At 43.5% G+C, this 12,292-nt stretch carries 10 protein-coding genes and 2 tRNA genes; 7 read left to right on the plus strand and 5 right to left on the minus strand.

Translation table 11 applies throughout. The features are described from left to right. The first annotated feature begins 41 nt into the window (after positions 1–41). Positions 42–1,355 carry a sugar MFS transporter gene (locus K5Q73_RS05335; protein ID WP_220759744.1) on the plus strand — a complete coding sequence of 438 codons (1,314 nt, stop codon included), beginning with the start codon at positions 42–44 and terminating at the stop codon, positions 1,353–1,355. A 393-nt stretch (positions 1,356–1,748) separates the two neighbouring features. Here the strand turns inward: K5Q73_RS05335 and K5Q73_RS05340 are convergent. The 4 genes from K5Q73_RS05340 to mutY form a co-directional block, all read right to left on the minus strand. After that, a tRNA-Thr gene (locus K5Q73_RS05340) sits at positions 1,749–1,824 on the minus strand. A 52-nt stretch (positions 1,825–1,876) separates the two neighbouring features. Continuing rightward, a tRNA-Phe gene (locus K5Q73_RS05345) sits at positions 1,877–1,952 on the minus strand. 435 nt (positions 1,953–2,387) lie between these two features. Continuing rightward, positions 2,388–2,666 (minus strand): oxidative damage protection protein, encoded by a 279-nt coding sequence (locus tag K5Q73_RS05350; protein ID WP_012276265.1) that lies wholly within the window; start codon positions 2,664–2,666, stop codon positions 2,388–2,390. A gap of 2 nt (positions 2,667–2,668) precedes the next feature. Beyond that, positions 2,669–3,733, minus strand: coding sequence for an A/G-specific adenine glycosylase (gene mutY, locus K5Q73_RS05355; RefSeq protein ID WP_220759746.1), 1,065 nt, complete (start codon positions 3,731–3,733; stop codon positions 2,669–2,671). A 273-nt stretch (positions 3,734–4,006) separates the two neighbouring features. On the opposite strand from mutY, the gene trmB reads away from it, so the two are divergent. The 6 genes from trmB (at position 4,007) to K5Q73_RS05385 (ending at position 10,989) form a co-directional block, all read left to right on the plus strand. Further along, the gene (trmB, locus tag K5Q73_RS05360) at positions 4,007–4,720 is read left to right on the plus strand and encodes a tRNA (guanosine(46)-N7)-methyltransferase TrmB (RefSeq protein WP_220759748.1); all 714 of its coding nucleotides are present in this window, start codon (positions 4,007–4,009) and stop codon (positions 4,718–4,720) included. A gap of 50 nt (positions 4,721–4,770) precedes the next feature. Beyond that, positions 4,771–5,097 carry a YggL family protein gene (locus tag K5Q73_RS05365; RefSeq protein ID WP_012154366.1) on the plus strand — a complete coding sequence of 109 codons (327 nt, stop codon included), beginning with the start codon at positions 4,771–4,773 and terminating at the stop codon, positions 5,095–5,097. Then, on the plus strand, positions 5,097–6,011 hold the full coding sequence (glsB, locus tag K5Q73_RS05370) for a glutaminase B (protein ID WP_220759750.1): 915 nt from the start codon (positions 5,097–5,099) through the stop codon (positions 6,009–6,011). Before K5Q73_RS05365 ends, glsB begins: the two co-directional genes overlap by 1 nt. Positions 6,012–6,221: 210 nt before the next feature. Beyond that, a complete protein-coding gene (locus K5Q73_RS05375) occupies positions 6,222–7,037 on the plus strand; it encodes a YggN family protein (RefSeq protein WP_220759752.1) in 816 nt (271 codons plus the stop codon). A 354-nt stretch (positions 7,038–7,391) separates the two neighbouring features. Beyond that, positions 7,392–8,333, plus strand: a complete 942-nt coding sequence (locus K5Q73_RS05380) for a LysR family transcriptional regulator (protein ID WP_220759754.1) — start codon at positions 7,392–7,394, stop codon at positions 8,331–8,333. Between the two features lie 679 nt (positions 8,334–9,012). Continuing rightward, on the plus strand, positions 9,013–10,989 hold the full coding sequence (locus K5Q73_RS05385; protein ID WP_220759756.1) for a hypothetical protein: 1,977 nt from the start codon (positions 9,013–9,015) through the stop codon (positions 10,987–10,989). An 89-nt stretch (positions 10,990–11,078) separates the two neighbouring features. Here K5Q73_RS05385 and K5Q73_RS05390 read toward each other — a convergent pair whose 3' ends face one another. Continuing rightward, positions 11,079–12,239, minus strand: coding sequence for a TDT family transporter (locus K5Q73_RS05390; protein WP_220759758.1), 1,161 nt, complete (start codon positions 12,237–12,239; stop codon positions 11,079–11,081). Positions 12,240–12,292 lie beyond the last annotated feature (53 nt).

A 12,292-nucleotide genomic window follows, 5' to 3' on the forward strand; every position in this document is an offset into this window, starting at 1 on the left:
GGTATCATAAAATTAATTACTATAAGAAGCAGGTTTAATACATGACAGCAACGACTCAGGCTCAAGCTAGCCCCAAGAGCAGTTTACTGCCTATGACCATTATTGGTGTGTTATTTTTCATCTTCGGATTTGTGACTTGGCTTAACGGCTCGCTGATCCCTTTCCTTAAAATCATTTGTGAGCTAAACGAATTCCAAGCTTTATTTGTGACGTTTGCTTTCTATATTGCCTATACGGTGATGGCGCTGCCGATGTCATCGATATTAAAGAAAACAGGCTATAAGAATGGCATGGCAATTGGCCTAGCGATTATGGTGGTTGGTTCTTTACTATTTATCCCTGCGGCACAAAGCGCCAATTATACTCTGTTCTTAGGTGCCTTGTTTGTTCTCGGTACCGGTCTAACTATTTTACAAACTGCATCTAATCCCTATGTTGTGCATATTGGCCCTAAAGAAAGTGCCGCTATGCGTATTAGTATCATGGGGCTTATCAATAAAGGCGCAGGCGTGATTGTGCCTATCTTGTTTACTGCATTGGTACTTTCAGGCTTTGAAAACTTCACTGCAGATCATTTAGCAGCATTAAGTGAAGCTGACCGATTAGCGCAGATCAATGAGCTATCTTCAAGACTGGTTATGCCATACATCTATATGGCTGTCGCGCTGACTTTCCTTATCGGTTTAGTTAAGTTTTCATCGCTTCCAGAATTAGAGTTTGAAGCTGCTGAAGATCATCAAGAAAAGGGTAGCATTACTCATTTTCCACAGGTAGTACTAGGCGCGGTAGCCCTGTTTGCCTACGTTGGTGTTGAGGTTATTGCTGGTGACACTATTGGTTTATATGGCGAAAGTTTAGGGGTGAACAACTTTGCTTCGCTGACCTCTTATACAATGGTGTTTATGGTATTTGGCTACATTATTGGTGTGACTTGTATTCCTAGGTTTATCAGCCAAGAAAAGGCGTTGCTTGGATCCGCGCTTGCTGGTATCGCCTGTATTATTGGTGCGGCGCTAGGCTCACGTGAAAGTACTATGATTGCCGACGTGCTTTGGGGCTGGAGTGGTATTCCAGTGATCCCTGATACGGTCACTTTTGTGGCTATGATGGGGCTGGCACACGCACTTGTATGGCCATCAATTTGGCCATTAGCACTAGAAGGTTTAGGTAAGTATACGGCTCAAGGTTCAGCATTGTTAATTATGGGGATCTCGGGTGGTGCAATATTACCTTTGGTGTTTGGTAAGGTAGCACACTTTGCTGATAACACTCAGGTTGCTTATTGGGTTGGCCTACCTTGCTATCTATTCATCTTATTCTACGCCCTCAAAGGCCATAAGATGCGTAGCTGGTAAACAGATTATTAATTAGCTCCTTATAGAATGGAGCTGCTAAGAAGGAGCCTAAGGGCTCCTTTTTTGTTTTCGTATTTACAGCGGAAAAATCTAAGACGGTAAAGGCCGGAAAAAGCGAAGATGGAAAAGATAAGATCTCTGTCGGTCGGCATTTATGCCGTCGTTGGTCTTAAAAAGGTGATGGGTAGCTAACAAGTGGTGAGACGGTAAAAGCCGGATAAGAGTCGGGTAGAAGCCGAAAAAGCACAGATAGAAAACCGGAAGAGCACAGACGAAAAGATAAGAGCTTTGTAGGTCGGCATTTATGCCGTCATTGGTTTATAAAAAAGAGACTAGGTACGAGTAAATTGAAGATACAAAAAAGCCACTCATTGAGTGGCTTTTTTGTTTTTATGGTGCCGGCACCAAGAGTCGAACTCGGGACCTACTGATTACAAGTCAGTTGCTCTACCAACTGAGCTATGCCGGCTTATTTGTTTAACAAGTTACCTAATCAAGTTAGTGAACTCATTAATAAATGTTGGTGCCCGAACCCGGAATCGAACCAGGGACACGAGGATTTTCAATCCTCTGCTCTACCGACTGAGCTATTCGGGCAACTAATCGCTACTAATCGTATGCGTTAGGTTTGCTACTTCAAACTAAGCTTTAAAAGCCCGTCTCGTTTGGAGTGCGCGTATCTTATAGCGGTGTAAAAAATCTCGCAAGGGCTTTTTTAATTAATATTGGTTGTTCGCTTAGTTTGTGTGCATAGCGATAAAAAATGAACAATCATTGTCATAGTAGTGACTGAAAAACTAGCTATAACCTCTGGTGTAGGGCGCTTATCGCTCTTGGCTGGAAGAATAACCCTAGTTTTTTACACATAAAAAGAGATGGGGCTTTGTTACTAACTCATTTTATCAAGGTTATGACTCTAGAAGTGTCTATGAGTGCTTGTTTTTAAACTGGCGCAGCGCGTAAAACAGAAAGGCGTCGCTTAAATTAAGTTTAAGCGACGCCTTTATCGGTTCATTTTAGACGTTTGGAATATTACTCGTCATCTTTTTGAGGCACGTAACCCTCAATCTCAACGTCTTTGCCTTCAAACAGAAAGTTTACCATCTGCTCTTCAAGAAATTTACGGTCATCAACATTCATCATGTTAAGTTTCTTTTCGTTGATCAACATGGTTTGCTTTGACTGCCAAAGTGCCCAGGCTTCTTTACTTACATTGTCGAAAATACGCTTTCCCAAATCGCCAGGATAAAGCTGAAAACCTAGGCCTTCTGCTTCTTTGTTTAAATACACGCAGTTTACTGTGCGAGCCATGATTACTCCTTATTTAATACGGAACCTAAGTCGGCCAAAATTCGCTCGGTGGCCGATGCTAAACCAACTTTAGGTGGATGAGTTAAGTTATACCAGACAGTGGATGTTTGTTCCATGATCTGGTTATCGCTATGCCCTGTTGCCCGGATGAGTACCGGCTGGACATCAAGGTGAAAGTGGCTAAAGGTGTGTCTAAAGCCTGTTAGTTCACGCTCAGAGATCACCTTTAGCTGCTTGTCTTTTATATAAGTATCTAATTCTTGGCGTTGACTAAACTGCGGGAAGCACCATAGCCCGCCCCAAATCCCCGCCGGAGGACGCTTTTCTAGGTGCACTTGATGATTTTCTTCAATAACGAGTAACCAAGCAGATTTTTCTGGAATGGTTTTCTTTGGTTTTTTACCAGGAAACTCGCTCTGACGACCGCTTAATTGAGCCTTACAATCAATGGCGACAGGACATTGAGCACAGTTAGGTTTTGAGCGGGTACACACAGTCGCACCGATATCCATCATGGCCTGATTATATTTTTGAATATCTTTTGCTGGCGTTAGCTTTTCAGTTAATAGCCAAAGTTGTTGCTCTACAGGTTTTTTACCCGGCCAACCTTCGATTGCGCCGTGGCGAGCCAAAACACGCTTAACGTTACCGTCGAGAATGGGGAAATTAAGCCCAAGAGATAAAGACAATACCGCGCCGGCCGTAGAACGACCTATACCGGGTAGCGCTAAAACGTCATCAAAGTCGGTTGGAAACTCACTTTTATATTGTGATTTTATTGTTTGGGCGGCTTTATGTAGGTTTCTTGCACGGGCGTAATACCCAAGCCCCGTCCAATAATGCAGCACTTCATCTTGCTCGGCGCTAGCGAGAGTATCGATATCAGGAAATCGCGCGATGAACTTTTCGAAATAGGGAATAACAGTAGCAACCTGAGTTTGTTGCAGCATGATCTCTGAAATCCATACTTTATATGGGGTTTTAGCGATTTGCCAAGGAAGCTGTTTACGACCGAAGTTGTCGTACCAAGTAATAATTCGTGTTGAAAATGAGGCGGTAGTTTTCATCGGCGCAGTGTAACTTTAGCCTTGGCGATTAACAAGCCAACACTTGTGCTTTATTAAGGTAAAAATGATGTAAATTTCTAATGTGTAACTCTAGTGTTTGAAGGCTAAAGCAAGTTATTTGCGGGCAAACTAAAGCTGTCGCTCGCACAAACTGAGATTCTTGGTATAATTTCGCCACAATAAGGCTTGCACTGAAGGTTTAACTTTGGATAATGCCTTTCTTTTTTAAATAATAGCTGTCTAATGCTAGCGCAGCCTTAAGCGAGGGCGAAAATGAGCGACGTAACAACCGCTGAATTCAATGAAGAAGGTAAATACCTTCGCAAAGTCAGAAGCTTTGTATTGAGAGAGGGCCGCCTAACTAAAGGCCAAGCTCAAGCAATGGAGCAGCAGTGGCCTATCATAGGTCTTGATTATACTCCTGAGTCAATCGACTTAGTTGAAGTATTCGGCCGTGAAGCGGATACCGTTCTAGAGATCGGTTTTGGTATGGGTGCGTCATTAGTTGAAATGGCTAAAGCCTCTCCAGAGCTTAACTTCATTGGTATTGAAGTACATAAACCTGGTGTTGGTGCATGTTTAGCGGAAGCTGCAGAAGCTGGCGTGACTAATCTACGTGTTTATCACCATGATGCAATAGAAGTACTTGAGAACAGCATTGCCGAAGGCAGCTTGTCTCGTGTACAACTATTCTTCCCAGATCCTTGGCATAAGAAGCGTCACCATAAGCGCCGTATCGTTCAAGCTCCTTTTGCTGAATTGATCCGTAGCAAACTTAAGGTTGGCGGTGTATTCCATTTGGCAACAGATTGGGAAAACTACAGCGAACATATGCTGGAAGTGATGACTGCAGCACCTGGTTATAAAAATCAGTCTGCTACAGGTGACGTTGTAGAACGTCCTGATCACCGTCCACTAACTAAATTCGAAGCGCGTGGCCACCGTTTAGGTCATGGTGTTTGGGATCTTATGTTTGAGCGCGTTTAATCGCCGAACAAAACATATACTTTAAAAATAAGTTATCTAGGAGAACAACCATGGCAGCAAACCGTAGCCGTCGCTTACGTAAAAAATTACGCGTTGATGAGTTCCAAGAGTTTGGATTTGACGTTAACTGGACATTCAATGAGTCAGTAACTGAAGAGCAAATTGATGCAATCGTTGATCAGTTTATCGATGAAGTCATTGAGCCAGCAGGTCTTGGCTATCATGGTGGCGGACATAAAGAGTGGGAAGGTATTATTGCCACTCAAGATATTGGTAAGTGTACTGAAGAGAACCGTGCTGCAGTTAAAGCATTCTTCGATGCTCAGCCTGTATCAGATCTAGAAATTGGTGAGCTTTTCGATATTTGGTGGGGCTAATGCCTGAATTGGCATTACTTGAAGAGATTGTCGAAAAAGTTCGGCCTCTTCTTGGACAGGGCAAGGTTGCTGATTATATTCCAGCACTTGCCCAGGTTGATGCTAATAAATTAGGTATTGCGGTGACAACCTCTGACGGTGTCACAATAGGGGCTGGAGATTATCTCGAGCCCTTTTCAATTCAGAGTATCTCTAAGGTGTTCAGCCTTACCTTAGCGCTTATGCTGTATGAAGAAGATGAGATTTGGTGTCGAGTCGGCAAAGAGCCGTCCGGCCACTCTTTTAACTCTTTAGTACAGGTAGAATTGGAAAAAGGCGTTCCTAGAAATCCATTCATCAACGCTGGCGCGCTTGTCATCGCCGATCTCTTACAGAGTCGACTCGGTGCACCAAAGCATCGTATGCTGGAGATTGTTCGCGATTTGAGTGAAAACCATCGCATCGGTTACGATAAAGTGGTTGCAGCATCTGAGTACCAACACAGTGCAAGAAACGCCGCGATTGCTTACCTGATGAAATCATTTGGTAACTTTAATAACGACGTCGATACCGTACTGCACAGTTACTTTCACTATTGCTCACTTCGCATGAGCTGCGCTGATCTGTCCCGTGCTATGTTTTACTTAGCAAATTCAGGAAAGAGTCTTGCGGGTAAGCAACTTATTACCCCTGTGCAAAATCGGCAGTTAAATGCCTTATTGGCTACGTCAGGTCTTTATGATGGTGCTGGCGAGTTTGCCTATCGTGTTGGTATGCCGGGCAAGAGTGGTGTCGGCGGCGGCATCATTGCTGTTATTCCTGGTGATATGTCTGTGTGCGTATGGTCTCCAGAGCTAGACGCTAACGGGAACTCCTTGGCTGGCACGGCAGTGCTTGAGGCATTAAGCCAAACTCTAGGCCGATCAATTTTCTAGTTTCCTTATCGATTTATATCAATATCAGCGATTTGTGATATTTGGCCAATAGTTAGTTTAATTGGCCAAATATATTATCGCTATACATCTTCGACATCCTGCTTAATAGCTATAACCCTTTCAAAACAGTTGTTTATATGTGTTGGCACAGTCTGTGCTTTATCTCAGTCAATATAAAGATTTAGATAATAGCGATAAAGGATTGAAGCGATGAAAAAATTACTTACCTCAGTTGGGATCTCAGCAGTATTACTTTCAGCAACTAGCCTACAAACGGTTTCAGCTCATAGTGACCATGATATGGCCAATGAGTGTGAAGTCTCACTTAATTATGATGTTACCGTTGAGCCTAAGAAACTTATCGTGAGCGAGGTTGGCGACGAAAAGTATCGCATCGAAATGAATAAGCTGTTTGTTAATGGCAAGCAAGTTTCACTCAATAGTGAACAGCAAGCATTAGTAAATCAGTATTCGCAGGAGGTTTCAACGCAGGTCCCTGAAGTTATTTCACTGGTTAACGATGCTGTAGAGATGGCATCAACGGCAGTGAGCTTAGCCTTGACGCCACTATTAGGTGATAGCGCGGGCGCTAAGATTGACAAGATGATGGCAGGCCTTGAGGAGCGTATCGAAACTGTGGCTTATCAGCATGGTGATACATTTTACCTGGGCTCAACTGAGTCTTCTTTAGAAGATGCTTTTGGTGATGAGTTTGAGCAAGAGATGGAAGAGTTAGTACAAAACTCACTAGGCAGCATGATGATGACTCTTGGGGCGCAGATGATGTCAGGTGACGGTGATAGCTTTGAACAAAAGATGGACTCATTCTCACATAAAATGGATTCAATCGGCGAAGAGATAGAGCTGCAGATGGAGCAACAAGCCGAAGATCTGGAGGCTCGTGGTGAGAAGCTATGTGAAAGATTTAAAACCTTATTAGTGCTTGAGCAGCAATTGCGTAGTGAAATTCCTGAACTTGCTAATTATCCCCTAGTTGAATCAGCAAATACGACTTTGTTGGAGTAAATACTGTTTCACTGGACTCTTTGACTGATCAAATATAATCAGTACTTCCGTTGCTTCTGACTGTCTTGCAACATCCCCTGCATCCCACCTTTATGCAGGGGCTTTTCCGTTTTAAGCCCCGCTAGACTTTTGTACTATCTCTGAGCTGAGAAGTTAGCCCAAACTACATATTTGATGAGTTATGGGGATTTTTTGGTATACTTCTAAAAATAAAAGCAAAAACCAAATATTGGTAAATAATAAAAACTCTACTCTAGCGTACGCATATTCACTTAAGATATTGTTTTTATACTAAATAACATGTCTTAGCGATGGAAGTACTATTACTGTCGTAAACACCTTAAGGCGATTTACATGTTAGAACTTTTAGAACCAATCGCAATTTTTACTCATGTGGCTCGAGCGGGGAGTTTTAGCTCTGCGGCGAGAAAGTTAGGCATATCAAAGTCTAAAGTAAGTACCCAAGTGGCCGATCTGGAGCACAAACTTGGTGTTCAATTAATTCAACGTACCACTAGAAGCTTGAGTTTAACTGAGGCAGGCCAGCTACTATATACCCAAGGTGAAGAGCTATTAAGGGATGCCGACCAAGCTGTTGCTAGCGTTCATAATCTTAATGATGCTACCCGCGGCGTATTAAAAGTGGGTATTTCTCAGTCGTTCGGAACCATGCATATCATTCCTGCTTTACCCGAGTTTATGGCTAAGCATCCGGAACTTGAACTTCAAGTTAGCCTACTAGACCATAAAGTCGACGTGGTTAGCGAAGGTTTAGATCTGCTGCTAACTATGTCTGAGCAATTGCCTCTAGGTATGGTTGCCAGACCTTTGATGAAGTGTCAGTTCTTGTTAGCCGCATCTCCCTCATACGTAGCCAAGCATGGCGTTCCTAGCCGTCCTGAGCAGCTGGTGGATCATAATTGCTTGGTTTACCAAGGTGAGTGGCATGAGCATAGCGTATGGCAATTTAAACAGGGTGAAGACTACTGTGAAATTGGTGTAACGGGTAATTTCAGAGTCGATAATGCCCCAGCACTTAAGTCTGCTGCAGTTAGCGGTTTAGGTGTGGTTTATCTTGCGAGCTATCTGCTTGAAGATGAGCTTGAGAAGGGCACATTAGTTCCTATTCTTGAAGACTGGCAGTTGACTCATAATTTACCTTTGCAGGCCGTTTACCCAAGACGTAAACATTTAGCTCCTAAGGTGAGCGCCTTTATTGATTTTATAAAGGATCATATTGGCACCCCGCCATATTGGGACGCTCCATTAAAAGAACTATATGCAAAACGAAAGTAAAATGGGGAAACATTGTTCTATATTTTGGACGATGTAAGCCTAATTGGGTGTGGCTGATTATTGTCTCTTTGAATTCAAATACTTAAGCTGTATTCGAAAGTTGTTTAGTCAAGCTGTATAAGGTTGTGGCTAAACAACTTTAAATCATTTCATTTGCAGTTTGTTTTCATTTCAATACAATTAGAACCAGTTGATTCGAAATGTTCTGAGTCCTATAGCATAATCGAGAATGACCCCTCTCAATTGTGCTATACAGAGCCGCTATAAGCAGTTTTGTTTCAATGCTGGTAGACTTTATAACTAAAACAATACCAGCCTTAAAACCATCATCCTAGTTTGGTTTACCCCGGTTATTTATAGCCGGGGTATTTTTCTTTTCGGCTTTGCTCAAACTTCAAACCTCATAGATTGTTATTGGCTGTTCTATTGATGAAACAGTTCATGGTTAACTCTAGTTATCATTAAAGAGCTTACAGCGGCGTACTTGCTGCGTCCTTAACAAGTGGGACTTTCAGTTAAAGTCAGTTACACCAGTTACATCTGCAACAAGCCGAGCTAGGTCAGTGTTCTGGAGTAAAACACTTGAAAGTAGGGGCTAAACCACCTTAAGCTGCCGATTATATTAAACAAATCCCCCTCTGCGTCGTAGCGCCATTTATTTTATGAGACATGTATTACATTGAATAAATTTATTAAGTCACTTTTTTCTCGCTCGGCTGATCCAAAAGCCGCTGCAGCTACCTCAAAACCAGCTTGCCAACATGAGTACTCTTTTCAGCATTATCGTTTGTATTACGATGGGCTTATTCAGCTACAAGTTGTTAAGCAGGGGGATTTCCATGTTGAGCTACACAGTCAATTTGAACTGCTTGGCAGCCATAATTGCGAACTAATATTGGCTCAATGGCTTGATGATGAGCGCTTTATCGCTGTGGACTCAACAGGGCAGATTTATAGTGCATTATTTAATGCCGCCGACTCGAGCAAGGTCAGCTTGTCAGCTATCACGTCGCTAGAACTCTACCCGACAGAGAGTGCTTGCATCAGCAATGGTCAACTATGGATTGTTGGCGCTAAGCAAGGCGGGCGACGCAGCGCAAAGTCATTATTTTGTGTCGATATTGCGTCAGCACTACTGCGAGCTAACAAGCGACTAGAAAAGAGTAACGATTTTGAGCTGAAGACGGCAGCTATCACGCGCTACGAAATGCCGTTTAACTTTGTTAAAGGCAGTATGGTGTGTGTCCAAGGTACTGAGTTTGTATTTTATCAGCGTGAAAAGCGCCGAATGCATCAGCTCGTGAGTTTTAACCCTATAACTGCTGAGACTCAGGTATATCCGCTTCAAGGTAAGCCTGCGCCCGAAGAGATCTCAGTGCGAAGTACCTTCTTCATGGATAAAAATCACGGCGTTGCATTACTTGCAAATACCGAGACACTTAGTTTACTAGAGGCTAGCGACGAAAATTACCAGTTTGATTTTGAGTTGCAGCTTATCGACTTTAATCAGAAAAAAATGATGTGGAGCCGTAAAGTTAGAGCGCTTGAACCATCACAAATCTGCGCGAATTACCAGGTTGAAGAACTGATAGAGTCATTGACTGCTATTGCTGCAGGTAGCACCAGTTCGAGTCATCATGATGAGCTGCAAACTTTCATAGAGTGTCTTACGTCAGCCACTATCTCTGCCGATGGCAACAGTATCTGGCTTGGTTGGCAAGATGGAGTGATACAGCAGCTGTCGTTAACCGGCGAGTCGATATTACCCTTATATAAATTGATGCAAGATAGCAGCAATGGCAAGCAGCGCTCCTTACAAGTTTTTGCTCATGAGCCCGTTGTGATTAAAGGTCAAGTTGATCAGCAATTAATAGTGGCTGTGGGTGAAGATGAAGATGCCCGTATTTGGCAGATGGAGCTGGCAGATAAACAGAGGGCTTGCTCTATAAAGCAGGCCGAGAGTCACCCTATCACCGCTAGCGAATATCAGAACTCGAATGAAAGCCTGAACGCAAGCCAAGAAGGTAGCCCTGCTAACAGTCTTGTTTCAGTGACCTGTCAACAGGTGGATTTCAGCTTAGTTATGCCTAGTAGGCTAACAGAAGTACCGACTTCGAATGGCCAGATCGATATCTGCCTGGAAGATGTAAACGATACTGCAGCAAAGGTTGGCTCGCTTGAAAAGCTCAATGCTCTAATGCCAAAACTTGAGGCCCACTACCTTAAAAGTGGCCAAACGTCGCTATTCTTTAGCTTTGTTAATCAGCAGCTTAATGACTGCGTAACTCAAAGTGAATATGATCTGTTTGCCTCGGCAGCTTACAACGAAAAAGGTGTAGAGCTATTAGCGAGTATTATTAAGCAGTTTGCGAGTTGGAAATGCGCCGCCGATTTGTCTGGATTGAAAGGCGCGCCAATAATGGCCGATGCGGTGCTTGGTTTAGCAGATAAGCGGCAGTATTTAGCGACTCTAGCCGAGTACTTTATTGCCATTGGTGCTCAAGAGCCGATTCATCCATTTCATGTAAACAGAACCATGAAGGTGATCCGTGAAGTGCATGCTGGTACACCTGAACTCGCAGACTTTATGGCAAAAGTGCCATGGCCTTGGAATGATGACAGCTTTACAGTACCGAATGTCGGTGACTATGACTAAATGCTAGCAGGGGGCAGGCTTTTAGTGACAGAAGTAAGGTTTTACGACCTTACTCCTGTCAGTTGATAGCTAGTGTTTGTAAGGCGTGATTAAAGCTGACCTTTCTTAGATATAACATGGGATGCTGTGGTCGGATTTTTGATAATATGGCCAGTTTTCAAGCCTTTTATTGTACCAATCGCAGCAATAATCCAAGTGCAAATTAAACCGGCAAATAACATAATCGCCGCCCACTCAAATGCGGGAAGCCCAGTATGTAATGCCAGCTGGCTTGTGCCTGTAACACAAGTGCCAACGGGGAACGTAAACGCCCACCAAGTCAGTGCGAACGGCATATTTTTACGCAGAGCACTTAAGGTCAGCAAGCTTGCTAATATTGACCAGAAAAAAGCAAAGCCCCAAACAGGTACACCATAGAGAATTGCCATCGTATTCATGGCTGTAGCTATCGGTTCGTCGACCACTAGTACAGCTACTGCCCCTAGAGCCCCTGCCGCGGTAATCGACTGACCTAAAGGCCCCAAGATTATCCATAGGGTGGGAACTCGCGCTCCCCCTGATGTTCCTGAGTGAACAAGGCGGCTCCATATCATGGTGATAATAATAAGGGCACTTAATAAGCTCACGCCAAACATGGCATAGCAGACATAAATTAGTGTCTGTTGCATAGCGATAGAGGGAGCATAGGGGATTAGCATGGCACCTATCGCGGCCGAGACCATAGGTGGGACGACAGGCATAAGCCAACCGCCAAAAGCCGCGTCACTACGGATTTTATAATGGGTGAAAAGGCGAAATGTGATAATCACGGCTGTTGCTATCCCGCCTAGAGTACCAATAAACCAGAGTGTCCAAGCTATGGTTATTGACGTCTCTGGAGCCATGATTTGCGGCCCAAACAAGATGGTTCCTCCTGCCACCGTAAGCATAGCCATTGGTGGTGCCCCGAAAAACTGAGCCATTACAGGATCATTAAACTGTCGCTTGATAATATGAGGTCTGATAATCGTTTGAATAATCTTTATCAGTAACATGGCTACAAGCATCAAGGCTGCGAGTAACCAAATAATCAAGCCTATGCTGCTTAGGTCTTTACCGACTAGAGGCAAACCTACTGCGGCGTTGGCTATGATCCCGGTGCCCATCACTGAAGCAAACCAGTTAGGTCCTATCTCTGTACTTAGCTCTGGAGTTAGCTCTGGATTTAGCTCTGGATCTGTACTGGGTTTGACTTGAGTATTGTCAGACATATGCCCCCTTAACTGCTAAGTTTTAACTAATGTTTAAACCTTAATGACAAAAC

It is taken from the genome of Shewanella sp. MBTL60-112-B2 (assembly GCF_019655055.1).
Lineage (GTDB): Bacteria > Pseudomonadota > Gammaproteobacteria > Enterobacterales > Shewanellaceae > Shewanella.